The organism is Streptomyces sp. Q2, assembly GCF_056820935.1.
Map to the genome: position 1 here is coordinate 25,100 of NZ_JBXEJE010000024.1, position 26,024 is coordinate 51,123.

At 70.1% G+C, this 26,024-nt stretch carries 25 protein-coding genes and 3 pseudogenes; 22 read left to right on the forward strand and 6 right to left on the reverse strand.

What is annotated here, in order from left to right:
* The first annotated feature begins 353 nt into the window (after window positions 1–353).
* Window positions 354–1,298 carry an NHL repeat-containing protein gene (locus ACWBNA_RS26120; RefSeq protein ID WP_482706953.1) on the forward strand — a complete coding sequence of 315 codons (945 nt, stop codon included), beginning with the start codon at window positions 354–356 and terminating at the stop codon, window positions 1,296–1,298.
* Between the two features lie 68 nt (window positions 1,299–1,366).
* Here the strand turns inward: ACWBNA_RS26120 and ACWBNA_RS26125 are convergent, their stop codons facing one another.
* Complete coding sequence (locus ACWBNA_RS26125) at window positions 1,367–2,848, reverse strand: aldehyde dehydrogenase family protein (protein WP_482706954.1); 1,482 nt, start codon at window positions 2,846–2,848, stop codon at window positions 1,367–1,369.
* Between the two features lie 220 nt (window positions 2,849–3,068).
* Here ACWBNA_RS26125 and ACWBNA_RS26130 point away from each other — a divergent pair, with 220 nt between their 5' ends.
* Window positions 3,069–3,860: an IclR family transcriptional regulator domain-containing protein gene (locus tag ACWBNA_RS26130; protein ID WP_482706955.1), complete on the forward strand. Its 792-nt coding sequence runs from the start codon at window positions 3,069–3,071 to the stop codon at window positions 3,858–3,860.
* A 56-nt stretch (window positions 3,861–3,916) separates the two neighbouring features.
* On the opposite strand, the gene ACWBNA_RS26135 is transcribed toward ACWBNA_RS26130, so the two are convergent.
* From ACWBNA_RS26135 to ACWBNA_RS26145, 3 genes are all read right to left on the reverse strand, one after another.
* Window positions 3,917–4,828, reverse strand: coding sequence for an SDR family NAD(P)-dependent oxidoreductase (locus ACWBNA_RS26135; RefSeq protein ID WP_482706956.1), 912 nt, complete (start codon window positions 4,826–4,828; stop codon window positions 3,917–3,919).
* Window positions 4,829–4,970: 142 nt separating this feature from the next.
* Window positions 4,971–5,657 (reverse strand): response regulator, encoded by a 687-nt coding sequence (locus ACWBNA_RS26140; RefSeq protein WP_482707073.1) that lies wholly within the window; start codon window positions 5,655–5,657, stop codon window positions 4,971–4,973.
* Window positions 5,606–7,261, reverse strand: a complete 1,656-nt coding sequence (locus ACWBNA_RS26145; RefSeq protein WP_482706957.1) for a sensor histidine kinase — start codon at window positions 7,259–7,261, stop codon at window positions 5,606–5,608. Before ACWBNA_RS26145 ends, ACWBNA_RS26140 begins: the two co-directional genes overlap by 52 nt.
* A 368-nt stretch (window positions 7,262–7,629) precedes the next feature.
* On the opposite strand from ACWBNA_RS26145, the gene ACWBNA_RS26150 reads away from it, so the two are divergent.
* The 11 genes and pseudogenes from ACWBNA_RS26150 to ACWBNA_RS26200 all read left to right on the forward strand — a co-directional run bounded on the left by ACWBNA_RS26150 (window position 7,630) and on the right by ACWBNA_RS26200 (window position 15,937).
* Window positions 7,630–9,270, forward strand: a complete 1,641-nt coding sequence (locus ACWBNA_RS26150) for an AMP-binding protein (RefSeq protein ID WP_482706958.1) — start codon at window positions 7,630–7,632, stop codon at window positions 9,268–9,270.
* Between the two features lie 254 nt (window positions 9,271–9,524).
* Complete coding sequence (locus ACWBNA_RS26155) at window positions 9,525–10,274, forward strand: PIG-L deacetylase family protein (protein ID WP_482706959.1); 750 nt, start codon at window positions 9,525–9,527, stop codon at window positions 10,272–10,274.
* Complete coding sequence (locus ACWBNA_RS26160; protein ID WP_482706960.1) at window positions 10,271–10,609, forward strand: hypothetical protein; 339 nt, start codon at window positions 10,271–10,273, stop codon at window positions 10,607–10,609. Before ACWBNA_RS26155 ends, ACWBNA_RS26160 begins: the two co-directional genes overlap by 4 nt.
* A gap of 144 nt (window positions 10,610–10,753) precedes the next feature.
* Entirely contained in the window at window positions 10,754–11,791 is a 1,038-nt protein-coding gene (locus ACWBNA_RS26165) for a PDR/VanB family oxidoreductase (RefSeq protein ID WP_482706961.1), read from the forward strand.
* A 115-nt stretch (window positions 11,792–11,906) separates the two neighbouring features.
* The gene (locus tag ACWBNA_RS26170) at window positions 11,907–12,953 is read left to right on the forward strand and encodes a Rieske 2Fe-2S domain-containing protein (RefSeq protein WP_482706962.1); all 1,047 of its coding nucleotides are present in this window, start codon (window positions 11,907–11,909) and stop codon (window positions 12,951–12,953) included.
* On the forward strand, window positions 12,950–13,666 hold the full coding sequence (locus tag ACWBNA_RS26175) for an alpha/beta fold hydrolase (protein ID WP_482706963.1): 717 nt from the start codon (window positions 12,950–12,952) through the stop codon (window positions 13,664–13,666). The genes ACWBNA_RS26170 and ACWBNA_RS26175 overlap by 4 nt, the downstream gene beginning before the upstream one ends.
* A gap of 20 nt (window positions 13,667–13,686) precedes the next feature.
* Entirely contained in the window at window positions 13,687–13,968 is a 282-nt protein-coding gene (locus tag ACWBNA_RS26180; protein ID WP_482706964.1) for a muconolactone Delta-isomerase family protein, read from the forward strand.
* Window positions 13,965–14,045 (forward strand): annotated as a pseudogene (locus ACWBNA_RS26185) (SDR family NAD(P)-dependent oxidoreductase); the annotation flags it as partial. The gene ACWBNA_RS26180 and the pseudogene ACWBNA_RS26185, both read left to right, overlap by 4 nt.
* Window positions 14,046–14,173: 128 nt before the next feature.
* Window positions 14,174–14,707, forward strand: a pseudogene (locus ACWBNA_RS26190) (SDR family NAD(P)-dependent oxidoreductase); the annotation flags it as partial.
* 32 nt (window positions 14,708–14,739) lie between these two features.
* Window positions 14,740–15,096, forward strand: a complete 357-nt coding sequence (gene ligA, locus ACWBNA_RS26195) for a protocatechuate 4,5-dioxygenase subunit alpha (protein WP_482706965.1) — start codon at window positions 14,740–14,742, stop codon at window positions 15,094–15,096.
* Between the two features lies 1 nt (window position 15,097).
* Window positions 15,098–15,937 (forward strand): class III extradiol dioxygenase subunit beta, encoded by an 840-nt coding sequence (locus tag ACWBNA_RS26200; protein ID WP_482707074.1) that lies wholly within the window; start codon window positions 15,098–15,100, stop codon window positions 15,935–15,937.
* A 34-nt stretch (window positions 15,938–15,971) separates the two neighbouring features.
* Here ACWBNA_RS26200 and ACWBNA_RS26205 read toward each other — a convergent pair whose 3' ends face one another.
* On the reverse strand, window positions 15,972–16,547 hold the full coding sequence (locus tag ACWBNA_RS26205) for a TetR/AcrR family transcriptional regulator (RefSeq protein WP_482706966.1): 576 nt from the start codon (window positions 16,545–16,547) through the stop codon (window positions 15,972–15,974).
* 103 nt (window positions 16,548–16,650) lie between these two features.
* Here ACWBNA_RS26205 and ACWBNA_RS26210 point away from each other — a divergent pair, with 103 nt between their 5' ends.
* The 8 genes from ACWBNA_RS26210 (at window position 16,651) to ACWBNA_RS26245 (ending at window position 24,635) form a co-directional block, all read left to right on the forward strand.
* Complete coding sequence (locus ACWBNA_RS26210) at window positions 16,651–17,616, forward strand: SDR family NAD(P)-dependent oxidoreductase (protein WP_482706967.1); 966 nt, start codon at window positions 16,651–16,653, stop codon at window positions 17,614–17,616.
* Between the two features lie 125 nt (window positions 17,617–17,741).
* A complete protein-coding gene (locus tag ACWBNA_RS26215; RefSeq protein WP_482706968.1) occupies window positions 17,742–18,461 on the forward strand; it encodes a YceI family protein in 720 nt (239 codons plus the stop codon).
* A gap of 93 nt (window positions 18,462–18,554) precedes the next feature.
* Window positions 18,555–19,541, forward strand: a complete 987-nt coding sequence (locus tag ACWBNA_RS26220) for a nuclear transport factor 2 family protein (RefSeq protein ID WP_482706969.1) — start codon at window positions 18,555–18,557, stop codon at window positions 19,539–19,541.
* 227 nt (window positions 19,542–19,768) lie between these two features.
* Window positions 19,769–20,650 carry a dioxygenase family protein gene (locus tag ACWBNA_RS26225; RefSeq protein ID WP_482706970.1) on the forward strand — a complete coding sequence of 294 codons (882 nt, stop codon included), beginning with the start codon at window positions 19,769–19,771 and terminating at the stop codon, window positions 20,648–20,650.
* A complete protein-coding gene (locus tag ACWBNA_RS26230) occupies window positions 20,647–21,165 on the forward strand; it encodes a DoxX family protein (RefSeq protein WP_482706971.1) in 519 nt (172 codons plus the stop codon). The genes ACWBNA_RS26225 and ACWBNA_RS26230 overlap by 4 nt, the downstream gene beginning before the upstream one ends.
* Before the next feature lie 4 nt (window positions 21,166–21,169).
* Window positions 21,170–22,645 carry an amidohydrolase family protein gene (locus ACWBNA_RS26235; RefSeq protein WP_482706972.1) on the forward strand — a complete coding sequence of 492 codons (1,476 nt, stop codon included), beginning with the start codon at window positions 21,170–21,172 and terminating at the stop codon, window positions 22,643–22,645.
* A 3-nt stretch (window positions 22,646–22,648) separates the two neighbouring features.
* Complete coding sequence (locus ACWBNA_RS26240) at window positions 22,649–23,827, forward strand: CaiB/BaiF CoA transferase family protein (RefSeq protein WP_482706973.1); 1,179 nt, start codon at window positions 22,649–22,651, stop codon at window positions 23,825–23,827.
* Window positions 23,820–24,635, forward strand: coding sequence for a citryl-CoA lyase (locus ACWBNA_RS26245; RefSeq protein WP_482706974.1), 816 nt, complete (start codon window positions 23,820–23,822; stop codon window positions 24,633–24,635). The genes ACWBNA_RS26240 and ACWBNA_RS26245 overlap by 8 nt, the downstream gene beginning before the upstream one ends.
* Here the strand turns inward: ACWBNA_RS26245 and ACWBNA_RS26250 are convergent, their stop codons facing one another.
* Entirely contained in the window at window positions 24,636–25,274 is a 639-nt protein-coding gene (locus ACWBNA_RS26250) for an AraC family transcriptional regulator (RefSeq protein ID WP_482706975.1), read from the reverse strand.
* 29 nt (window positions 25,275–25,303) lie between these two features.
* Here ACWBNA_RS26250 and ACWBNA_RS26255 point away from each other — a divergent pair.
* Window positions 25,304–25,969, forward strand: a pseudogene (locus ACWBNA_RS26255) (TIGR03619 family F420-dependent LLM class oxidoreductase); the annotation flags it as partial.
* Window positions 25,970–26,024 lie beyond the last annotated feature (55 nt).

The window sequence follows — 26,024 nt, forward strand, 5'->3', positions numbered from 1 at the left end:
TCCCGGTGCGGCGCGAAGCCGTCACCGTACTCACGCCGGTCGCGCCATTGCGGCCGGCAGGTTTTCGGATGATGGCCCAGCGGTGACGGCCTGGACAGAGAGCCGGGAGGCGAGTGCCGAAAGTAAGGACGGATGACGTATCCAGGGCGCGACGTTCGGCCTTGCCAGGTCGGCCTGTTGCCGAGTGGCCCGCCTCGACGGTCCGCGCTCGTGCTGCCCCGGCGGCTTTCGTCCGATGGACCGAGGAGAGTCAGGACATTCGTCGCTGGACCCAAATACTTGAACTATCAAGAATTAACCCAGGCGCCCAGCCGAACCGGCGGCCCGTCTTGGTTTCACAGGAAGGACGATCGATGACAAGTTCTCTCGCACGCAGGCAGGTTCTCGGCGCGGGCCTCGCTCTGGGGGCGACGGCCCTGATCAGTGGTACGGCACAGGCTGCCCCGGGCACCGCCAGATCTTGGCCCGGAGAATTCTCGCTGCCCAACGGCTGGGGGCCGGAGGGAGTCGCGATCGGTTCCGCGCCGTACGCGTACTTCGGATCGATCGCCACCGGCGGCGTGTACCGAGTGAACCTCACGAATGGCAAGGGCAAGGTGGTCCACCGCGGCCTGGGACGCATGACGGTCGGGCTGAAGGCTGACTCCTGGGGGCGGCTGTTCCTGGCGGGCGGCAGCAGTGGTGAACTGCGGGTCGTCGACGCCCACAGTGGTGCGCTGCTCGCCAACCACGTCGTCGCCGGAGAGAACAGTTTCGTCAACGACGTCCTGCTCACCCGCGACGCCGCCTGGTTCACCGAGTCGTTCAGCGCACAGCTCTTCAAGCTGCCGCTGGGCGGGAAGGGCCGCATCGGCGCCCCGGAGAGCCTCGCACTGAGCGGTGACTGGGTGCAGTCCGGTTTCACGTCCAACGGCATCTCGCTCACCCCCGACGGCAGCGCCCTGCTCGTCACCAACGCGGCCGCGGACGGCGGCTCACTGATGCGCGTCAACCCCCGCACCGGCGTAGCCCGCAAGGTCGACCTGGGTGACACCACACTGCCCAGCGGCGACGGGCTCGTACTCGTCGGCCGCACCCTCTACGTCGTCCAGCCCAACCCCAACCAGGTGGACGTGATCCGGCTCAACCGGTCGGGTACGCGGGGCACCGCGGTCGGGGTGATCAGGGATGACCGCTTCGACCTGCCCACTACGGCCGCCGCCTACCAGGGGCGGCTGTACCTTCCCAACTCCCGCTTCACCACCCCGGACCGGGATGAGAACACCCCTTACAACGCGGTGTCCGTGCCGCTGGTGTGACGTACGGCCGGAAAAGGGCTGGACCCCGCCCGCTTGAAGCGGGCGGGGTTCAGCCGTACGTGCCGTTTCTATCCGTGCGTCGTGATGGTGTGCGCTTCGGTGAAGGAGAGCAGGCCCTCGGGGCCCATCTCGCGTCCGATGCCGCTCTGGCGGAAGCCGCCGAAGGGAGCCCGGTCGTCGCACGCTACGGCGTTGGCGTGGTTGATCCAGGTGGTACCGGTACGCAGGCGTTCCGCGAAAGCGGCCGCGCGGGCGGGATCGCCGCTCCAGACCGAGGAGCACAGCCCCGACCAGTCGTTGTTGACCTGGTGCAGTACGGAGTCGACGTCGTCGAAGGGGAGGATCGGCAGGGCGGGGCCGAACTGTTCCTCGGTGACGATCCTCAGGCCCAGGGCCGGGTCGAGGACGAGCGTGGGGCGCAGGAAGTGGCCCTTGGAGGTGGCCGCACCGGGGGCCAGGGCACCCAGTTCGCGCACCTCGGCTCCGGCGCCGGCCGCCTCGGCAAGCATGGCGGCCACCTTGTCGCGCTGGGCAGCGCTGTTGAGGGGGCCCATGGTCGAGGCAGGATCGTCTCCGGGCCCCACCCGCTGGGTGTCGAGGGCGGAGGAGAGCGCGTCGACGAGTTCGTCGTAGCGGGAGCGGTGGACGTACACCCGCTTGACCGCCATGCAGACCTGGCCGCTCGTCAGGAACGCTCCCTGGAGCAGTCGCCCGATGTGCTCCTGGTCGAGGACGGCGTCGTCCAGGACGATCGCGGGGTCGTTGCCGCCGAGTTCGAGCGTCACCGAAGCGAGGTTCTGTGCGGCGGCGGCCATGACGTGCTTGCCGGCGGCCGTGCTGCCGGTGAAGACGATCTTCCGGACGCGGGGATCGGTGAGCAGCGGGGCGACCGCGTCGTTACTGCCCGTCACGACGTTCAGCACCCCGGCCGGGAGCCCTGCGGCGAACAGCTCCAGGGTGCGCACCATGGCCAGCGGCACAGTGGGCGGGGGCTTGACCACGGCCGTGTTCCCGGCGAGCAGCGCGTACGGCAGGCTCGCGCCGAGGATGGCGATCGGCCAGTTGAACGGCACGATGACGGTGACCACACCCATGGGGAGGCGGTGGATGTGCGAGGTCAGCGGCGGGCCGTCGAGGCGCCGTACCTGGTCGAGGGAGTCGACCAGGTCGATCGCCGCACGGGTGCGCGCGACGAAGACACCCATCTCCACCTGGCTCTCGAAGGAGATCTTGCCGTTCTCGCGGGTCATCAGGGCCGCCCGCTCGGCCTCGCTTCCGTCGAGCAGGGTGAGCGCCTCACTGATGATCTCCGCTCGCCGGCGGGCGGGCATCGCGGCCCAGGCGGGGAACGCCGCGTCCGCGGCCGCGACCGCCGCGCGGGCTTGCTCGGGGGTCGCCGCGGCTGCGTGGCCGACGACCAGGTCGGGAGCCGCGGGGTTGTGGACGGCGGTCCACTCCTCGGTCTCGACGGTCTTGCCGTCGATGAGCAGTCCGGTCCGGACCGGCGCCGCCCCGGTCCCCGCCGATGCTGAATGGATTCTTTCGGCCATGCGACTCTCCAGGAAAGATCAAGAAGCGCGGAAAGGAAGGACTGCGACGCCTGGCGGACAACCATCCGCATGACGGACAAGTCGGGGTCAGGGTCACTTTGGACGCTTGGCGGTGTCAACCCCTCGGCTGCGGAAGCCTCGCAGACACCGCTGTCCGCATCACGGACACGCGTTAGGCTGACCGGTCAGAGAGCCACCCGCACCGCAGCCGAGGAGTCACGTGCCACGCCAGGGAGCAGGACCGGATTTCATCGAGGCGCTGGCCCGGGGGCTGGAGGTCATCGCCGCATTCCGGCCGGGGCAGCCGCGGATGTCGCTGGCTCAAGTCGCCGGCGCCACCGGGCTCGCCCGGCCGACCGCCCGCAGGATTCTGCTGACTCTGGAGGAACTCGGCTATGTCCGCTCGAGCGAGACAGGGTTCGCGCTGACCCCCAGGGTGCTCGAACTCGGGGTCGCCTACGTACGCTCCATGGGCCTGTGGGATATCGCGCGGCCCCACATGGAGCGGCTGGTGGAGCGGACGAACGAGTCGTGTTCCGTGGCTCAGCTGGATGGATCGGACATCATCTACGTCTCCCGGGTGGCCGTACCGAAGCTGGTGACGTTGTCGGTGCAGATCGGAACGCGGTTCCCGGCACTGCAGACCTCCCTGGGAAAGGTACTGCTGGCGGCACTGCCGGCCGATGAGCTGGAAAAGGTGCTCGACGAACCCTCCCGCTCGGGGCTGACGCCGTGCTGGCATCCCGACCCCGGCGAACGCGACGCGGTCCTGCGCGAGGTGCGGGCTCGTGGGTGGGCGCTGACGGACCAGCAGCTGGCGCCCGGCATTCGGTCGGTCGCGGCCCCGTTGCGTGACGGCTCCGGCCAGGTCATCGCGGCGCTCAACGTCAACTGCCACGCGGCCGAGACATCGGTCGAGCGGCTTGTCGAGGAACATCTGCCGCTGCTGTTGCAGACGGCGGGAGACATCAGCGCGGATTTCGCCCGCGTCGCCGCCGTGCCGCAGACCTGAGCGGCCACTGCCCCCGGTACGGACCTGAGGGCCGTAAGAGAGGGGCCGCGTGCGCGTCATGCCTCCTCAAGGGCTTCCAGATCGAGGGGTGTGGGCCTGAAGTCCTGGAGCCGGTCCGCATAGGCGCCGGAGAACAGTTCTGCGACCGATCCGGCGGTCCAGCCGCCGGGCCGGAACCGCTCCTCGACCTCGCCGGGGTGCGTCCACAGGGCGATCCGGTCGCCTCCCGCGGCGACGGCCTGTCCGGTGACGTGGGCCGACTCCTTCGACGCCAGATACACGATCACCGGGGCGACGTCGTCCGGCGATCCCAGACCCTGCCGCCGCACGGCGTCGGGGACGGGCTCCCCCGCGTCGACCTTCGCCACGAGGTCACCGACCCGGGGCATGGTCGCCACCATGCGGGTCAGCGCGGTCGGCACGATGGCGTTGACGGTGACATCGATCTTCGCCAGCTCGACCGCCCAGGTGCGCGTCATCGCGACGATCGCGCCCTTGGACGCCGAGTACGCGGTCTGGCCGAAGCTGGCGCGCTGCCCAGCCGGTGATCCCACCAGGATGAGCCGGCCGCCCTCGCCCTGTTCGCGGAAGCGGGCCGCCGCCGCGCGACCGCAGGTGAACGTACCGCGCAGATGGCTGGTGACCACGAGGTCGAAGTCGTCGTCGGTGGTGTTGCGCAGGGTCCTGTCGCGCAGCGCGCCGGCGTTGGTGATCATCACGTCGAGCCGGCCGAACTCGTCGACCGCGCGCCGCACCAGCGCGTCTGCGAACTCGGCGCTGCCGACCGCCCCGACATGGGCGACGGCCGTTCCGCCCGCGGCCGTGATCAGGTCGACCGTCTCCGTGGCCACGTCGGCGTCCAGGTCGTTCACCACGACGGCGGCACCCGCCGCCGCCATGGCCCGGGCGTAGGCACGTCCCAGGCCTCGGCCCGCGCCTGTGACAATGGCGGCTTTGCCGTCGAGCATGCTGTCCTCCAGAACTGGGGCGGTAGGGCGACTCCCCTGAGCGTAGGAACGCCTGGGCCCGTGAGGATCCCGCTGATGACGGCACCCGCGGCCGACCTGTGTCCCGGCCCGTCCGGGACATCCGTCGCGGTCGGCAGGGCGGTCAGCCCTTCGGGGACACCAGTCCTTGCCGCACCGCGAGCAACGCGGCCTGGGTCCGGGAGGTGAGCCGGAGTTTGCGCAGGACGTTGCTCACGTGGGTGCGGGCGGTGCGCTCGCTGATCACCAACTCGTCGGCGATCTGCTGGTTCGACCGTCCTTCGGCGACCAGGACAAGGACGTCGCGTTCCCGACTGGTGAGCGAGGCGAGCCCGGTCGGCGGCGAAACGATCTCCTGGGTGAGTCCCCTGGCCACCGCGGGGTCGAGGAAGACCTCGCCCCGGGCGGCCGCGCGGATCGCGGCGACCACTTCGCCCGCTTCGGCGTCCTTGAGCAGGTAGCCGGAGGCACCCTGGGCGAGTGCCGCGTGGACGCGTTCCATCTCTCCGAAGCTGGTGAGCACCACGAGTCGGAGACCGGGGTGGCGCTGCTTGATCGCTCCGATCGCGGTCACCCCGTCCATCTTCGGCATGAGCAGGTCAATCAAGACCACGTCCGGCAGTTCCCGGTGGGCGGCCATCGCGTCGAGCCGGGTGAGTGCCTCCTGGCCGTCGGCGGCCTCCGCGGCGACTTCCATGTCGTCCAGGACCTCGAGGTAGGCGCGGATTCCGCGGCGTACGACGGCGTGGTCGTCGACGATCAGGACCCGGACCGGGCGGGGTTCTCCGCTTCTGGGAGCGAAACCGCCGATGGGATGCTCCGTGCTCCCTCCGCGTCCGGGGGCGACTCCGGCACTCGTACCGGAAGGGGTATGACGACCCGTACGGTCGTGCCACTCCTCTCGTCGGATCTGATCCTCATGGTGCCGCCCCATCGCTCTGTCCTTTCCCGCATGGTCGTCAGTCCGTAGCCGTGGTGTCCGGTGGCACCGGTCGCCTCGCCGTCCTCGTTCTCCGGTGCGGCCCGTCGCCCGCCGGATTCCGCGATTCCGCGTCCGTCGTCGCGGATGGCGGCGGTCAGTGTGTGGTCGTGTACGGCGAGGCGGATGGTGACGGTGGTGGCTTCCGCGTGCTTGACCACGTTGTGGATGGCTTCCGCGACGATCCGGTACATGTCCTCGGCCAGTTCCGGTTCGACCGTGCCCACTTGTGGTCCGAACTCCAGCCGGATGCTGAGGCCCGTCCGGTTCTCGGTGCTTTCGACAAGCGTGGTCACCGCGTCCTCAAGGCCGAGCCGGAGGGAGGAGGAGGCCGGACGCAGTTCGTGCACCATGGCCCGGAGGTCGGCGAGGACGGTTCGCGAGAGAGTCCCGACTTCGTCCGCGAAGGCGCGGACCACTTCCGCCGGCACCGCTTCGCCCCGCGCGCCCAGCACCCCGGCGGCGTTGGCCTGCATACCGATGGAGAACACCTGCTGGACGATCGAGTCGTGCAGGTCGCGGGCGAGGCGCTGACGCTCGTTGCGGCGGGCACCCTCGCGCTCACGCTGGAGCAGCGTGGCGTAGTCGACGGCGAGGGCAGCGTGTTCCGCCATGGCGGCGAGGAACTCCAGTGTCCGGCTACCGATCTCCTGCCCGGGGGCGAAGTAGGCGTTCAGTACCCCTTCGGGACGACCGCGCGCCATCAACGGCACGCTGACGAAGGAGTCCCAGTTCAGCTCGCCGAGATAGCCGTGCAGCGGTTCCCAGGCCGGGTCCTCGCGGATCTGGGCCCACCGGTGCGGGACGACGATCGGCTTGCGTTCCTTCAGGGCGTCCAGCATGGACAGCCGGGCGCCCCGGTCACGGCACTCCAGCAGACGGTCGAGGAACCCGTCCCAGTGGCGCAGCCCCGCGGAGCCCATCAGCCGCAGTTCCCGGCCGGTGCTGTCGAGGGTGAGGATCTGCACGCCGGCCAGGCCGTCCGCCTGGACGATCTGCTGGGCCACGGCGTCCAGGGTCGAGCCGAGCGAACCCTCCGAGGCCAGTGCGATCGACGTCCGGGCGATCGCCGCGATCCTGCGCTGCCGGTGCCATTCGTCGGTGACGTCGCGGAACGACACCACGGTGAACTTCGGGTCGGCCGGCAGACTGCGCGCCCGGTAGGCGAATTCACGTCGGGGTCCGCGGGCGGGCTCCCAGTGGGCCACCTGCTCGTCCGACCGGATCTCCAGCAGCCCCGCCCGGCACTCGGCGGCTCCCTCCACCAGGGTGAACGGGGACGGCGCCCCGAGCAGATCAGCCTCCGTGTCCACCTGGAGCAGCGCGGCCGCCGCCGGATTCAGCTGTACGAACCGGCCCACGCAGTCCAGAACGGCGAGGCCGTCCGGCGCGGCGGCGGCGATGTCGTCCCACCCTACGAGCGGCGACGCGGACATGACCGATCTCCTCAACATCGACGAGGAACCCGCCCCGTAGACCTGCTGTGCGATGCGGACGCGTTCGAAAACCGCGGCCCTGCGTCGTACGCGTCGGCCGACTGGGGGACGAAGGCGGATCGCGCCCGGCCACAGCATCGTAGCCCGGCGTGTTCGAGGTGGTCCTACGTCATTCGACCTGTTCATCGGCAGGTCGAAGCGCCGAGCCGGTTCAGTCATTGCTCGCGTTCCCCGCGGTGAGGGCGCCTGTCTAGGTTGAGGGGGAGCCCCGTGGATCGTTACTCCCCCGAAGGGTCCACGGGGCCGCACGAGCGGCTTGTTCGGCCGTGCGCTCGGCGCAAGCCATCGAGGACGAGGAGGTCCGAGACGTGAACGTGTCCATCGGCACGATCTGGGAGGCGGTCTGCCGCGCGCTGCCCGATACCGTCGCCATCACGGAGCCCGGTCGTGAGACCACGTACCGGGAGTTCGACGAGCGCGCGTCACGGCTGGCCGCCGCACTGGAATCGGCCGGAGTGGGCGAGGGAGACACCGTGGCCTGCTACCTGTACAACGGGGCCACCTACCTGGAGACGGTCTTCGCCGCCTTCAAGCTCGGTGCGGTACCGGTGAACGCCAACTACCGCTACACCGGCGAGGAACTTTCCGAACTCCTGACCGACGCCGACGCCGCCGCGGTCGTCTTCAGCGGCTCCCTGGCCGACCGGGTCACGCATGCGGCGAAGCATGTGCGCACGCTGAAGCTGCTGGTGAGGGTGGGCGAGCCGCCCACCGACGGTCCGGGCGGGCCCGCCGTGCCCGAACTGGAGGAGCTGCTGGCGGCGTACTCGCCGCGCGAGCCGCAGCGACGGCCCGGAACGGACCAGCTGTTCATGTACACCGGCGGCACCACGGGCAAGCCGAAGGGAGTCATATGGCAGCTGAGCGACCTGCTGCGCGCCCATGTGGTCCCGTTCTACCACCCGCTCGGGGTCACCGAACTCCCCGCGAGCCTCGACGAGGCCGTGGCCATCGCCGTCAAGGCACGCCGCGAAGGCCGCGCGCCGACCACCATGCCCGTCGTACCTCTGATGCACGCCACTGGGCTGTTCAACACCATGGGCGCCCTGATGACAGGAGGCCGGGTGGTCACCGCGCGATCGGGCGGACTCGATCCGGAACATGTCTGGCACATGATCGCCGAGCAGCGGGTCGACACGGCCATCATGGCGGGCAACGCCGTGTGCCGCCCGCTCGTCGACGAACTCCTGCGGGGTGAAAAGGCCGGGACACCGCACGCCCTGCGCTCGTTGCGCAGGGTGATCAGCTCCGGCACCGCGCTCAGCGATCCCCTCAAGAGGGCGCTGCACGAACGTGCCGACGTCACGATCACCGAAGCCATCGCATCGAGCGAAGGGGGACCTTTCGCCTTCGCGATCACCTCCTCGGTAGAGGATCTGCCCTCGCGTTTCCGCCCCGTTCCTGCGACGCGGGTGATCGGCTTCGATGACCGCTTCATCGAACCCGGCAGCGACGAGACGGGCGTCCTCGCTTACTGCGGGCCCATGCCGCTCGGCTACTACAAGGACACCGACAAGAGCGCGAAGGCGTACCGCACCATCGAGGGGGTCCGGTACGCGATCCCCGGCGACCTGGCTCGACTTGAGGCCGACGGCGCGATCCGGTTCCTCGGACGTGGCTCGGGCGTGATCAACACGGGCGGGGAGAAGGTGCACCCGCAGGAGGTGGAGAACGTTCTGCTGGCGCACCCCGATGTGACGGACTGTGCCGTCGTCGGTGTCCCCGACGAGACCTGGGGCGAGCGTGTGGCGGCCGTCGTGGCGGTCCAGCCGGGCAGCACCGTCACCGGTGACGAACTGCGCGACCTGATCCGGCAGAGCCTCGCCGGGTACAAGGTGCCGCGTTCCATCGTCCTCACGGACAGACTGGCGCGGACCCCGACCGGCAAGCTCGAAGCCGCCTGGGCCAGGAAGACGGCCCAGGAAGCCGACGCGGGCGACGGTATCTGACCGTGGCTTCCGCCTCAGCTCGCGCGGTGACGGCGTGCTTCGAGCGTCCGGAGGGCCTCCACAACACTGGCGACATGGTCCCGCATGGCCGCTTCGGCCGCCGTCGGGTCCTTGGCGACGATCGCCTCGATCTCGGCGTCCAGGGTCGAGCCGAGCGAACCCTCCGAGGGGCCGCTCCTTGGAGGCCACTGCAGGCAAGTCCCGATAAGCCACACCCAGCCCTCCCGGGCCGCCCAACAACTTACGGAGTCCTGATGACCTCCCACACCCCCACTCCGTCCGAAGGGGCGCTGCTGGTGATCAGCGCGCACGCGGGCGACTTCGTCTGGCGGGCCGGCGGCGCCATCGCCCTGGCCGCCGACCGCGGTCAGCGCGCGAAGGTGCTGTGCCTGAGCTTCGGCGAGCGCGGCGAGTCCGCCCGTGCCTGGCGGGACGGCCTGCGCCTGGACGAGATCAAGGAACTGCGCCGCACCGAGGCCACGAACGCCGCGGCCGCCCTGGGCGCGGAGATCGAGTTCCTGGACGCCGGGGACTACCCGCTGCCGGAGACAACGGAGTTGGTGGACCGCATCGTGCGCGTGTACCGGGAGGTGGACCCCGCGGTGGTACTCACCCACACGCTCGCCGACCCCTACAACGGCGACCACCCGGCTGCCGCCCGCATGGCGCTCCAGGCACGTGTGCTCGCCCAGGCGGTCGGCTACGACGCCCCCGGTGAACCGCTCGGCGCTCCCCCGGTGTTCTTCTTCGAGCCGCACCAGCCGGAGCAGTGCGACTTCAAGCCGAACGTCCTGCTGGACATCACCCCGGTCTTCGACAGGAAGCGCAAGGCCATGGAGTGCCTGGCCGCCCAGCAGCACATGTGGGACTACTACACCGACCTCGCCAGGCGGCGCGGCGTGCAGCTGAAGCGGAACGCCGGACCCAACCTCGGTCTCGCGCACGGGACCATGGGAGAGGCGTACGTGCGGCTCTACCCGCAGACGACGGGTGTTCTGGCGTGACGGCGCGGGACAGGCCGGGTGACCGTGGGGCCACGCACATCTGGGTTCCCTTCCGCGACACCTCCCTCTACGTGCAGTTCGCGGACGAACCCGACGGGGCGAACGGAACGGCCCCCACGTACGACCGCCGGAGCCTGTTGGCCGAAGCCGTGGCCGAGGACGCGCTGACGCGCGACGACCGTTACGGCGCAGCGATGTGGCGCACCGACGTCCGCCGGCTGCACGCCGTCGTGGAAGCCCTCTGGAACGAGGACGACCGCCAGGTACGGATCCATCTCGACCAGACGCCCCGGCCCGATGGGCCTGCCGGGATACCCGGCCCGCGCGACGGATGACGTAGTCCGGGCCACGACCATGCGCCGCCCCGGTCCGGTCATTCGAGCGATGACCTGGGCGTTCTCCGGTGGCTAGCGTCGGTTGTGGCGCCGCCGACCGCGGCCGGAGCGATCCCTGCCGACCGTACCGAGGAGATGACGAACGTGACGAGCCCCTCAGCCGCCGCCCCGGACACGCACCCCCTCGGTTCCGCCGGGACCGGAACGCGTGCCGCGGCCCTGCGCGGCACCGAGTTCGAAGGCACCGTCACCGTATCGGCCCGGCAGACGGTGGCTGACGGTGTCGTGTCGCTGGAGGTCGCCCCGAGCGCCGGCGAATCGCTGCCGCCCTGGCAGCCGGGCGCGCACATCGACGTCGTCCTGCCCACGGGCGTCACCCGGCAGTACTCACTCTGCGGCCCGGCGGGAGACACGGCCCGCTGGCGCGTCGCGGTGCTCCGGGAGCCCGACGGACGCGGCGGATCGCAGTGGATCCACGACCACCTCGCGGAGGGCGGCGAACTCCGGGTGCGCGGCCCGCGCAACAACTTCCCGTTGCGGCCGGCGGCCCGGTACCTGTTCGTCGGCGGCGGCATCGGCATCACCCCCCTGCTCCCGATGATCGCCGAGGCCGAAGCCGCAGGGGCCGAGTGGTCCCTGCTCTACGGGGGCCGCACCCGCGCGTCCATGGCGTTCCTGCCCGAACTGGAGGGCTACGGCGAGCGCCTGACCGTACGGCCACAGGACCAGTACGGTCTGCTCGACCTCGCCGGTTTCCTCGGCGCCCCCGACCCGACCGCCCTGGTGTACTGCTGCGGCCCCGCAGGGCTCATCGACGCGGTCGAGGCCTACTGCGCCGACTGGCCGACCGGTGCGCTGAACGTCGAGCGGTTCGCCGCGGCGGCCGTGCGGCAGCCCGCCGGTGATGAGGCCGAGCAGCCGATCGAGGTGGAACTGCGGGCGTCCGGGATGACGCTGACCGTGCCGCCCGGGCTGTCGGTCCTCAAGGCCGTGGAACAGGCGGGCGTCCCTGTCCTGTCGTCCTGTGAGGAAGGCATCTGCGGCTCGTGCGAGACCGCCGTCCTGGAGGGCGAGGTCGACCACCGCGACTCACTGCTCACCGAGGAGGAGCGGGCCGCCAACGACACGATGCTGATCTGTGTCTCTCGCGCGCGGAGCGGCCGCCTCGTCCTGGACCTCTGATACCGCGTCAACTCGGTCCGGACAACGCACCGTCGTAGCCGTCGGACCCAATATGCCTCACCCCCACTGTCCCCTGCCCGAGCCGGTACGTCCAACGCCGAAGGAAGGACCCGAGATGACACTGACACAGCACGTGCGCAACGGCTGGTACCTGGGAGCCTGGTCCGACGAGATCGGCCGAACCCTCAAGCAGCGCTGGATCACCGACATCCCGGTCTGCTTCTACCGGCTGCCCGACCAGACCGTCACGGCCGTCGAGGACCGCTGCCCCCACCGCAAGTACCCGCTGTCGCTGGGCCACCTCGACGACGACGGAACCCTCCAGTGCGACTACCACGGCTACCGCTTCGACGGCCAGGGCGTGTGCGTCGGGGTCGCCGAGCAGGCCGACAAGCCCAGGGCGGCACTGCGCCGCTTCCCCCTGATCGAGCGGGACGGCGCCATATGGATCTGGCCCGGAGACCCCGAACTGGCCGACGAGAGCCTGCTGCCCGACACCTCGTGGCTGACCGACCCGAGCTGGACCCACGTGCACGGCGTCGTCCCGCTGAAGGCCCGGCACCTGCTGCTCCTGGAGAACCTGCTCGACCTCACCCACGAGACGTTCCTGCACCCGACCAGCATCGGCAACGCCGCCGTCGCCGCGACCCCGATCGACGTGACCGTGGACGGCGACCGGGTCGGCTTCAGCCGCCGCATGACCGGCATCGAGGCCCCTCCGTTCTACGAGAAGTCCTGCGGACTGACCTCTCCGGTGGACCGCTGGCAGGACGGCGACTTCTACCCGCCGGGCATCTTCGTCCTCAACATCCGCGTCGCGGCCACCGGCACCGAGGAGCCGGACGGCTTCCACATGAAGGTGCTGTACGGGATGACGCCGGGACGCGGCAACGAGACGCACGACTTCTACGCGCTCGGCCGCGACTACCTCATCGACGACGAGGAGCTCACGAGGTTCCAGCACGAGCAGCAACTGGCCGTGATGCAGGAGGACGTCGACGCCCTGGAGGCGCAGGAGATCATGTACGCCACCGACCCGGGCGGCGCCGCCGAGTCCAGCATCAAGTCCGACCTCGCCGCACTCCGCGGACGCCGGGCGGTGGCGAAGATGCTCACCCGCGAACAGCAGGCCGGCGGCACGCGGCCCCGGGCGTCCGCATGAGCGGCCGCCACGTCTTCGTACTGCTCCACGGAGCCTGGCACGGCGGCTGGGTGTGGCAGCGTGTCGCCCCGCTGCTGCGCGCGGCCGGACACGAGGTGCACACCCCCACGTTGAGCGGGGTGAGTGACCGCGCCCATCTGCTGAGTCCGCAGATCGGTCTCGGCACGCACGTCGAGGACGTGGTGGCGCTGATCGAGGCCCATGACGCCCGGGATGTCGTGCTGGTCGGCCACAGTTACGCGGGCCAGGTCGTCACCGGCGTCGCGGACCGGATCCCGGACCGGCTGGCCAAGCGGGTCCACCTTGACGCCTTCGTCGGCGACGACGGTGACGCGGCGATCGATCTGCTGCCCGACACCATCGCCGGGCACTACCGGGAGTCCGTGGCCGGGCCCGGGTTCGGCTGGCTCATCCCGGTGCGCTCGCTGAGCGTGCTCGGCGTCGAGGACCAGGCGGACCTCGACTGGCTCGGCCCCCGGCTGACCCCCCACCCGTGGCTGACCTACACCGAGCCACTGCGGCTGACCGGCAAAGCCGACCAGGTCCCCGGTGCCTTCGTCGAGTGCACCGACTGGATGCGGGTGTTCACCCCGCATGCCGAGCGTGCCGCCGCCCGCGGCTGGCCGGTCCACGAGATCGCCACCGGACACGAAGCCATGGTCACAGCCCCCGGCCGACTCGCCGAACTGCTGCTGGAGATCGCGGCAGCCTGACCCCGTGAAGGGACACCCCCGTGGAATTCCTCGTCCGCACCGAGAACAAGCTGTCCCCGGACACCCCCGACGACGTACGCGAGGAGCTGCGCACGAGGGAACGTGAAAGGGCTGTGCAACTCCGGGAGGCGGGAGTCCTGAAGCGGCTGTGGCGAGTGCCGGGCCGCAACGCGACCATCGGCCTGTACGAGGCGGCCGACCCGGCACAGCTGCATGACGCGCTGGTCTCCCTGCCGATGTGGAAGTGGATGGACGTCACCGTCGAGGCACTCGCCACCCATCCGCAGGAGAAGGCGCCATGACCGGCCCGGAAGGCCGGAAGCCTCGGGTCGCGGTGGTCACGGGCGCCGCCGGTGGCCTGGGGCTCGCCATCGCCCGCAGACTGGCCGGGGACGGTTTCACGGTCGCGTCCCTCGACATCGACGAACCCGACGACACCGGCTCGATCCCGGCGGCCGGGCCTGGCGTTGCGACGTCGGGGACCCGGCCGCTACCCGCCAGGCCGTACACGAGATCGCCGAGGAGTACGACGGGGTCGACGTCCTCGTCAACAACGCCGGTCTGCTCTCCGGCCGGGCGCCGCTCCTGGAGACGCCCCCGGAGGACATGCATCGTTTCTTCGCTGTCAACGCCGTCGGCCCGCTGCTGATGGTGCAGGCGTGCGTGCCCTGGCTGAGGGACAGCCCGTACCGCGGGCGGGTGATCAATGTCGCGTCCCGCACCGTCTTCACAGGGTCGCCGGGCCAGATCGCCTACGTCGCCAGCAAGGGTGCGCTCATCGGCATGACCCGGGTGATGGCGCGCGAACTGGGCGAGCACCGGATCACGGTCAACGCGGTGGCACCCGCGCAGGTCGCGACGCCGGGCACCCGGGCGCACTCCGACGACGAGGTGTTCGGCGCGACCATGCGCCAACAGGCGATCAGGGAATTCGTGACCCCGGAGCACTTCGCGGGCCTGATCTCCTATCTCGCCTCGCCCGACGCGGCCATGGTCACCGGCCAGACGCTCGTCTGCGGCGGCGGCGGCCTCCTGCACTGACCGGCAACGACATCGGAGAGGAGAAGAACAGCATGTCCGGCACCACACCCCGGGTCCCCGGCACCTATGTCTTCGACGCGGCGGAGAACCGCCGCGGCCGAGCGCTGAACCGGCTCTGCGGGTCCCTCAAGGACGCCGAGAACCGGGAGAGGTTCACAGCCGACGAAGCCGCGTACTGCGAGACGTACGGGCTCACGGCCCAGCAGCGGGACGCCGTCCTGCGGCGGGACTGGAACCGGATGATGGAGCTGGGCGGCTCCATCTTCTACATCTTCAAGCTCGCCATGGTCGACCAGAAATCCATGCAGTACCTCGGCGGGGTCTTCACCGGCATGACCACCGAGGAGTTCACGCAGGCGCTGAAAGCGGGAGGGCGGAACTTTGGCTGAAGTGACATGGGGTCTGGCCACCTCGCACGTACCGTCGATCGGTGCGGCCATGGACCACGGGAAGACGCAAGACCCGTACTGGAAAACGCTGTTCGACGGATACACGCCGGCGCGGGAGTGGATGGCCCGGCACACCCCCGACATCGCGGTCGTCATCTACAACGACCACGCCAACGCCGTCGACATGACCGTCACCCCCGCCTTCGCGCTCGGGGCGGCCGAGTCGTACCGGGTGGCCGACGAGGGATGGGGCAGCCGCCCGGTACCCGCTGTCACGGGCGCTCCCGAGTTCTCCGACCACCTCGTCAAGAGCCTGATCGACGCCTCCTTCGACCTCACCGTCTACCAGGAACTCGACGTCGACCACGGCCTGACCGTTCCCCTGTCGGTGTACTGCCCCAACCCCGGCGAACGCTGGCCCTGCGCGGTGGTCCCCCTCCTGGTCAACGTCATCCAGTACCCGCAGCCGACCGCCGCCCGCTGCCTGGCCCTCGGCCGCGCGCTCGGCGAGGCCATCCGCTCGTTCCCCGAGAACCTCAAGGTGGCCGTCTTCGGTACCGGCGGCATGTCCCACCAACTCGCCGGCGCCCGCGCGGGACTGATCAACCAGGACTTCGACCGGATGTTCCTGAACGCGATCGAGCACGACCCGGAGAAACTGGCCGCGCTGACGCGCGAGGAGTACATCCGCGAGGCCGGTTCCGAGGGCATCGAGCTGATCATGTGGCTGATCATGCGCGGCGCGCTGGGACCCCGGATCCGCCGTGTGTACGAGGCCTACCACGTACCGGCGTCCAACACGGCCGCCGGGATGGTGCTGTTCGAGAACCTGAGCCGGTGATATGCCGTCAGCCCAGCTGGGCTGGCGCCACGCGTCAGCCGGAGCGGTAGCGGAGCCCGTCGAGCAGGAGGTCGAGCATGCGGCCCGCGCGGTCGCGCAGCCCCTTGTCGCTCGTGATCAGCAGGACACCCCCGAGACTGAACCCGACATCGAGCGGGTCCACGTCCGAGCGCAGAACTCCCACTTCGGCCCCGGCGTGCAGGAGTGTGCTGATGGCCGTGCTGATCCGGTCGAGACTCTCGGCGAACGGATCCTCGTCGCCGGAGGCGATGACGGCCTTCAGTGCGTCCGCCATGCCCTGCTTGGTGACCAGGTAGTCGATGAACAGGTCCATCCACCTCCGCATGGCCTGGTCGGGCGGGAGCTGTGCGAGCAGTTCCGTGACGCTGTCGCAGACCCGGGCGAGTTCGTTGCGGTAGGCGGCCTCGACCAGGGCCTCGCGGGTGGGGAAGTGCCGGTAGAGCGTGCCGATGCCCACGCCGGCGTCCTTGGCGATGGCCTCGAGGGACGCGTCGGTGCCGGTCTCGGAGAACGCGCGCCCCGCGGCTTCGAGCAGGCGTTCCCGGTTGCGTCGCGCGTCAGCACGCAGTCCGCGTGTGGTGGCGGTCACAGCTTTCCTTCCTTCTGGACAACCGGAGGGCCCTCCGCTTAAGGTCTGGAGTAATCGGAGGCACCTCCGGTTTCGAGAGTAGCAAACAGGGAGCATGGCGAGAATGGCCACGAGGACAGGCATCACCAGTCCGTTCACCAGCCGGTCCACGGCTGCCGACGTCATCGCGGGCATCGATCTCACGGGCCGCCGCGCCGTCGTCACCGGGGCGGCGTCCGGCATCGGCGTGGAGACCGCCCGAGCGCTGGCCGGCGCCGGCGCGGAGGTCACGCTGGCCGTGCGGGACACCGCCGCCGGCGATCGCACCGCGAAGGACATCCGGGCCGCCACCGGCTCCGAAGGCGTACGGGTCGCCGTGCTGGACCTGACCGATCCGGCGTCCGTCCGCGCGTTCACCGCCGCCTGGCACGGCCCGCTGCACATCCTCGTCAACAACGCCGGGGTCATGGCGGCCCCGGAGAGCCGCACACCCCAGGGCTGGGAGTTGCAGTTCGCCACCAACCACCTGGGGCACTTCGCCCTGACCACCGGGCTGCACGAGGCACTCGCGGCGGCCGGCGATGCCCGGGTGGTGTCGGTGAGTTCCAGCGGGCACCTGTTCTCACCCGTCGTCTTCGACGACCTCCACTTCACCGAGCGGCCCTACGACCCGTGGCTGGCGTACGGCCAGTCCAAGACCGCGAACGTACTGTTCGCGGTCGAGGCCGGCCGGCGATGGGCCGCCGACGGCATCACGGTCAACGCGCTGATGCCCGGAGGGATCCAGACCAACCTGGGACGCTACATGGACGACGCCCGGATGGGCCTGTTCATGACCCACCTGCGAGCCCTCCTCGGCGAAGGGACGCCCCTGCCCGAGATGTCCTTCAAATCGGTCGAACAGGGCGCCGCGACCTCCGTCCTGCTGGCCACCTCACCCTTGCTCGACGGCATCAGCGGCCGGTACTTCGAGGACTGCAACGAGGCACCACTGCACCAGCCGGGCACCAACACCGGGGTCGCGCCGCACGCCCTGGATCCGGAGGCGGCCGAGCGACTCTGGCAGGTCTCCGAGCAGCTCCTGGACTGACCCCATCCCGCTCGCCGCCCACGGCTGAGCCCCCGCACGCCCGTAGCGGCCCCTCACGACCCAGGGCGACCCGCGACCAAATACTTGAAACTTCAGTTGAATTACGAAAACATATAGGAGACACCATGGCAGGCAGCATCCGCAGGCACTGGAAGCGCTGGCTCATCGCCGGTGTGGCCACCGTCGCCGTGCTGTGCACGGCGGGCCCCTACATCTACATCAACTACGTCCAGGACAAGCCACCGGCCGCCCTCTCGCTCGACGACCCGCCAGGCTCGAACTCCTCCGGCAGTTCCTCGGGTTCCGGGGAGCAGGCCGGGGAGGATGTCGAGGGTGCCTGGCGGGTGGGCAGCGGTTCGCAGGCCGGCTACCGGGTCGACGAAGTCCTCTTCGGCCAGAACGTCACGGCGGTGGGCCGTACGGAAAAGGTCACCGGAGAGCTGGAGATCGCAGGCAACCGGGCGGTCAGCGGATCCTTCACCGTCGACCTCGCTTCGGTGAAGAGCGACTCCGACCAGCGCGACGGCCAGTTCCGAGGCCGGGTCATGAACACCGAGCGCTACCCGGAGGCCACGTTCGAGCTCACCGAGCCCGTCGACTTCGGCTCTGCTCCGGCGGTGGGCGAGCAGGTCAGCGCCAAGGCCACAGGCGAGCTGACCGTCCACGGTGAGACCAACTCGGTCTCCTTCGAGCTCGACGCCCAGCGCACCGCCGACGGCTTCCGGGTCAACGGCTCCATCCCGGTCACCTTCGCCGACTACGGCATCGAGGCACCCGACTTCGGCGGGATCAAGGTGGAGGACGAGGGAAACATCGAGTTCCTCCTCGCCTTCGACCGCGCCTGAGCCCACACGGGCACCCTCGCCCCTTACTCCCGATCCCCCACCGGACACCCGCCGACGCGTTCACCGGCGTCCGCACATCATTGGAGACCCCCCATGTCGAACAGCACCAGCCGACTGCCCCGTAAGGCCATAGCCACCCTCCTGGCCGCGGCGACCGTAGGAGCTGTGGCCGGCCTCGCTCCTGCCGCCACGGCCACCGCCACCGCCTCCGCGCCGTCCCACAGCGGCCTGGGCTTCGGCCTCGACGCCCAGTACACAAGCCCCGCCACGCAGGAGCGCAACAAGCGCGTCGCCGTCCACGTCCTCACCCAGCTCTTCGAGGAGGGCAACCTCAAGGTCGCCGACCGGTACATCAGCGAGGACTACATCCAGCACAACCCCGCCGCCCCCAACGGCCGGGAAGCGATCAAGAACTTCATCCGCGACTGGACCGCGCGCTTCCCGGACCACCAGTACAACGTCAAGCGGGTCCTCGCCCAGGGCAACCTGGTCCTGGTGCACTCCAACCCCGTCTACGAGCCCGGCACCCGTGGCACGGCCGTGGTCGACATCTTCCGCTTCGACCCCAGGAGCGGCATGATCGCCGAGCACTGGGACACGGTCCAGGACGTGCCGGCGACCACCGTCAACGGCAACGACATGTTCGGCACGGTCAGCAACCCGCACACGAACCAGCCCAGCGGCCCGCGCTGGAGCACGTCTCTCAGCGAGAAGATCGCCACCAGTTACTTCGACACCCTCCTCGTCGACAAGAACCCCGACGCCGTCAGGTACCTCGCGCCGGAGTACTACCAGCACAACCCGACCATCCCCAGCGGCTCGGCCGGCCTGCGTGAGCAGTTCACCAATTTCTTCCGCCAGTTCCCGAACCTGATCGTGGAACGCAAGCGCGTCATCGCCGACAGGGACTACGTCGCCATCCACGCCCACTACCGCCTCAGCCCCGAGGACCGCGGTCAGTCGGTCGTGGACATCTTCCGGGTCGCGAAGCAGAAGAACGGCGAGCTCAAGATCATCGAGCACTGGGACGCCGTGCAGGACGTCCCGGCCACCTCCGCCAACGACAACACGATGTTCTGACCTCTCCGGGTCCTCGCGATCCCTCGCGGCGCCTCGGCCCGTTACCGGTCGGTGACGGGCCACGCATTTCCCGGGTGCGGACAGCAGTCCGATCGACCCAACCCAAGCCTGGCTCCGACGCAGCCACCCAAGGGCTTGATTTACGAGTCAACCATGCGCCAGTGTGTCCGCTGTACGGACTCATGTCCGTACAGCGGTCGAGGCCGGAACGAATCGAGGAGGATTCCATGGCCTTCGTGACGGAGGACAACCTCAGCGACCTGGCGGTGAAGCGGTGGGCCACGGCGCACTCGCCCCGGCTCGCCGAGCTGATGACAGCGTTGGTGCGGCACCTCCACGCGTACGCCCGCGAGGTCGGGCTGACGGAGGAGGAGTGGGCGACTGCCGTCGAATGGCTCACGGCGACCGGCCGGATCAGTGACGACAAGCGTCAGGAGTTCATCCTCGCCTCCGACGTCCTGGGGCTCAGCACGCTCGTCGTCCAGCTGAACCACCACTTCTCGGCGGACGCCACTCCGGCGACGGTGCTCGGTCCCTTCCACATCGACGGCTCTCCGACGGCCGGTTTCGGAGCCGACATGTCGGACGGCATCCCGGGCACCTCGCTGTTCATCACCGGCCGGGTCCTCGACCTCGACGGCACGCCTCTGCCCGATGTCCTCCTGGACGTGTGGCAGGCCGACGCCGACGGCGCCTACGAGGCGCAGCTGCCGGAGATCGACGAGGCCCGGCTGCGCGCGCTGTACCGGACGCGGGCGGACGGCACGTACTGCGTGCGCACCATCGCGCCACGCGGCTACGCGATTCCGATGGACGGTCCGGTCGGTGACCTGATCGGCAGGACCGACATCAGCCACTTCCGTCCCGCGCACATCCACTTCCTGATCGACCACCCCGGCCACGAGAAGCTCATCACCCATCTGTTCCGGGAGGGTTCCGAATTCCTCGACACCGATGTCGTGTTCGGCACCAAGGACGAGCTGATCGTGCGCTTCACCGAGGAACCGGCAGGCTCCTCCCCTGACGGCGCCACCATCGACGAGCCGTACCTGCGCGCCGAGTTCGATTTCGTGCTCCAGCCCCGGACGACGGACGAGCCGCAGCCGTGAATCTCGGGCTGCTCCTGCTGCGGCTGCTGCTCGCCGCGCTGCTGTTCGGCCACGGCACCCAGAAACTGTTCGGCTGGTTCGGCGGTGCCGGGCGGGCCGGGACCGCCGCCGTCTTCGACCAGTGGGGCTTCGTGCCCGGCCGGCGGATGGTGCTCGTCGCCGGGGCGGCCGAACTCGCCGGAGCGGTCTCGGTCGCGGCCGGGCTGCTGACTCCCGGCGGCTGCGCGGTGATCGTCGGCACCATGGCGGTCGCGGCGGCGGCGACCGCGCCGAACGGCTTCTGGGCCCAGAAGGGCGGCTGCGAAGTGCCCTTCTCCTACGGCGCGGTGGCCGCGGTGCTCGCCTTCACCGGCCCCGGCGCCTGGTCACTCGACCACGCCCTCGGGCTGACGGAACTCGACGGCTACGCATGGGGATGCGCGGCACCGGCCCTTGGCCTGGCCACCGCGGCCGTACCACTGACCGTCCGCTCCCGTGTTCTGCGGGCCCGGACCACAGACTCCACAACGAGGTGACCACATGACGATCGAACAACCACGCCGAGAAGACTTCACCCCCCAACGCCCCGTCCTGTTCCGCGACGCGACCGTCCTGTCCATGGACCCCGCGATCGGCCTGCTCGACCGCGGCGACGTGCTGGTCCGCGGCGAGCTGATCGAGCAGGTCGGAAGGGACCTCCCGGCACCGGACGACGCGGTGGTGGTGGACTGCGCCGGCGGCATCCTCATGCCCGGCATGGTCGACACCCACCGGCACATGTGGCAGACGGCGCTGCGCGGACTCGGCGCCGACTGGACCCTGTCGCAGTATTTCGTCTTCTACTACCTCAACTGGGGCAAGATCTTCCGTCCCGAGGACATCCACGCCGGCAACCTGCTGTCCGGCATCGAGGCCATCGACGCGGGTGTGACCACCACGGTGGACTGGTCGCACGGGTTGCAGACGCCCGAGCACGGGGACGCGGCCGTCGAATCGCTGCGCGCGGTGCCGGGCCGCTTCGTACTGGCCTACGGCAACCTGCTCGGCGCCCCCTGGGAGTGGGCCCGCTCGAAGGAATTCCGGTCCTTCGTCGACCGCCACTTCTCCGGGCGGGACGACATGCTGGGCCTGCAGCTCGCCTTCGACGTCACCGGTGACGACGCCTTCCCCGAGAAGGCGGCGTTCGAGGCGGCCCGCGAGCTCGGGCTGCCGGTCACCACCCACGCGGGCGTCTGGGGCGCGACGAACGACAACGGCATACGTCTGATGTGGGACCACGGGTTCATGACGCCCGACGTCACCTATGTGCACTCGGCGACGCTCAGCGAGGACTCGTACCACCGGATCGCCGCCTCGGGCGGCACGGTCTCGGTGTCGGCGGAGAGCGAGCACAACGCCGGCCAGGGCTACCCTCCCACCTGGCGGCTGCGGCGCCACGGCATCCCCGTGTCACTGTCGATGGACACCAGCGTGTGGTTCAGCGCCGATCTGTTCTCGGCGATGCGCGCCACCCTGTCGGCCGACCGCACGCGCGAGCACATGGCGGCCCACGCGGCCGGGGAGACGGTGGTGCACCACAGCCTGCGGGCCCGGGACGTCGTGGAGTGGGCCACGATCGGCGGCGCCGGAGTGCTCGGCCTCAGCGACACCATCGGCTCGTTGACGCCGGGCAAGAAGGCCGACCTCGTCCTGCTCAAGAACGACCGGTCCCCGGCGATGTACCCGATCCTGCACCCCTACGGGCACGTGGTCTACCAGGCCACCCGCGCCGACGTGCACACCGTGCTGGTCAACGGAACCGTGGTGAAGTACGCGCACGAACTGGTCGGCGTCGACCTGGAGCGGGCCCGCGCCGCCGTCGCCGCGACCGTGGACTACGCGCGGACCACCATGGGCGAGGACGCGTGGCGGGAGGCGGTGGAGCCGCAGATCCCGACAACCGAGGTGATCTCCAACCCCTACACCTACAGCGAGTACCGCGGCGAAGGCGTCGCCGTGCGGAACGAGGGGGCGTAGCCCATGAGCAGCGGTTCAGGCGGCTCACGCGGACCGCTCGACGGGCTGCTCGTGGCGGACTTCTCCCGCATCCTCGCCGGCCCTTACGCGACGATGCTGCTCGCCGATCTCGGGGCCGACGTGGTGAAGGTCGAGGGTCCTCAAGGGGACGACACCCGCACGTGGACGCCGCCGGTGCGCGACGGTGTGTCGACCTACTACCTGGGGATCAACCGCGGGAAGCGGTCGCTCGCGCTCGACTTCCGCGACGAGGCGGACGCGCGGCTGGCGAGGGAGCTCGCACGGCGCGCGGACGTGGTGATCGAGAACTTCAAGCCGGGCGGACTGGCACGGTACGGCCTCGACCACGCCTCGGTGAGCGCCGGGAACCCGGGCGTGGTGTACGCGTCGATCAGCGGTTTCGGAGCCGGACCCGGCCGGAACGTACCCGGCTACGACCTGATGGTGCAGGCGATCTCCGGGCTGATGAGCCTGACCGGTGATCCGGACGGGCCGCCGTACCGGGCGGGGATCTCGGTCTTCGACGTGATGGCGGGCAACCACGCCACCATCGGTATCCTCGCCGCGCTGCGCCACCGCGACGCCACCGGCCGGGGCCAGCTCGTCGAGGTGAACCTGCTGTCGTCGGCGCTGACCGGGCTGGTCAACCACAGTTCCTCCTACGTCGCCGGCGACACCGTGCCCTATCGGATGGGCAACGCGCACCCCAGCGTCTTCCCCTACGAACCGCTGCCGACGGCCGACCAGGACCTGATCGTCACCGCGGCCAACGACGGGCAGTTCCGCAAGCTGTGCGAAGTACTCGGGATCCCCGAGACCGCCGACGATCCCCGCTTCCGGCACAACGCCGACCGTACCGAGCGACGGGAGGAACTCCGGCCCCTCCTGCTCGAACGGCTCAAGACGAGGACCGCCCTGGAGTGGTTCGAGCTGCTCGTCGACGCCGGGGTCCCCTGCGGACCGATCAACACCATCGACGGCGGATTCGCGATGGCCGAACGCTTCGGACTCGACCCGGTCGTCGAGGTCGGGGAGGGTGACCGGGCCGTACCCACGACACGGCACCCGATCCGCTTCTCCGAGACGCCCGCCGCCTACCGCCTGCCCCCGCCCGAGTTGGACGAGCACGGGGCCGAACTGCGCAAGTGGCTGCAGGACTTGCTGGAGGACGACGATGCCTGAGTACCCGACCGCGCTCGGCGCGTCCTCCCTGGACAAGATCACCCTGCTCGGCCAGGACCTCGCGGCCGATGTGATGGGCGAGGTGGGATTCGGCGAGCTGGCGTTCTGGCTGGCCACGCAGCGCCGCCCCACCTCCGGGGAGACACGGGTGTTCGAGGCCGTGCTCGCCGCTCTGGCCGACCACGGCTTCACCCCGACCGCGATCACGACCAGGCTGACGTACCTGTCGGCGCCCGACTCGGTCCAGGGCGCCCTCGCCGCCGGGCTCCTGGGCGGCGGCTCACGCTTCCTCGGCGTGACCGAGGACTGCGGCAGGTTCCTCCACGACGCCCTGTCGACAGCTCGGGGTGGCCCCCCGACCGACGAGGCAGGCTGGGACGAACTGGCCCTCGCCTCCGTGCGCTCGGCGCGAGCGGAGGGCAGGGTGATCCCCGGTCTCGGGCACCACGTTCACAAAGAGGGCGACCCCCGCACACCGAGGCTGTTCCACATCGCCGCCGAGGAAGAGCTGGTCGGTCCGCACCTGTCGCTCTTCGCGGCCATCGGCCGAATCCACCCTCAAGTTCTGGGCAGAACACTGCCGTTGAACGGCGCCGGCGTCTGCGGAGCCGCGCTCGCCGACCTCGGCCTCCCGCTGGAACTGCTGCGCGCCTTCGCCCTCCTCGCCCGCACGGCCGGCCTCATCGGCCAGCTCGCCGAGGAGATCCGCAACCCCGTCGCGAACGACATCTTCCTCTCGGTGGACCTCAACAACCGCGCCGTACCGCCGCACCCTGCCGACGGAGGCGAAGCATCAGCAAGCGGCTGATCAGGAAGGGACTGATGCCGTACGACGGTAGCGGCCGGGCGCGATGCCCTGTTCCCGGGAGAACGCCCGCGAGAAGGCGAACTCGGAGCGGTATCCGACGGTTTGCGCGATGTCGCCGACCGGATTGTCGGTGTCGCGCAGCAGGCGGGCGGCCAGGTCGATCCGCACGCGAGAGAGGTAGGCCAGCGGGGTGCGGCCCACCACCTCCTTGAACTGGCGGGCGAAGGCCGGGCGGGACATCGTGACGGTGCGGGCCAGGCTCTCCACCGTCCAGTCGCGGTGCGGCTCTTCGTGCATCCGTGACAGGGCGGTCCCGATGCGCGGGTCGCGCAGGGCGGTCAGCCAGGACGGTCCCGTCTCGGTGGCGGTGTCGGCCCGTTCGATCCAGGCGCGGATCGCGAGCACGAAGAGCACCTCGGTCAGGCGGGTGGCCACTGCCCGGGAGCCGGGCTGCCCGCCCGCCGTCTCGGTGGCGAGGATCCGCATGACATCCTGCAACTGGGGGTCGGCGCTCATGCCGGGCACATGGACGACCTCCGGCAGCGCCGACAGCACCGGATGCCCGTCGGTGTTGCCGGCGTAGTGGAACTTGCCGCACACCACCCGCACGACGGGCCAGGCCCGGCCGAGGTCGACCACACCCTCCCCGCCCGGGCTCCCACACCCACGATCTGTTCGTCGCTCTCACCTATGCCACGGCCGCCACCCGGTCCCGGCGGGTGGGCACCGGCATCTGTCTGGTGCCCCAGCGCGACCCGATCGTCACCGCCAAAGCGGTGGCCAGCCTGGACGCCTTGTCGGGCGGACGTGTGCTGTTCGGAGTGGGCGCCGGATGGATCAGCGAGGAGATCGCCCACCACGGCACCGATCCGGGGCGCCGCTGGAGTGTCATGGCCGAGCGGGTGAAGGCGATGCGCCGGATCTGGGAGGACGACGTCGCCGAGTTCCACGGGGAGCACGTGCGCTTCGGACCCCTGTGGTCCTGGCCCAAGCCCCACCGGCCGTCCGGCCCGCCGATGCTGGTGGGCGGTTCCGAGCCCCTCGTGGCGAGCCGGGTGCTCGACTTCGGCGACGAGTGGATGCCGCACGCCGGCATGCCCGTGGCCGAACTGGCCGAGCGCGTCGCGAAGTTGCGTGCCGCGGGACGGGCGGCCGGACGCGCCGACGACGTGCCGGTGACCGTCGTCGGGGCCGAGCCGGAGCCCGCGCACCTGGCGGAGTTGCGGGACATCGGCGTGAACCGGGCGGTGCTCTACGCGCCCCCGGCCGACGCCGAGGCCGTACACCGCTTCCTGGACCAGGTGGCTCCGCTGACCGCCGCGTTCTCCAACTGACCGGACACCACGAGACCTTCTCGAAGAGTCCTTCGGCGCCCTTGCCCACCGGAGC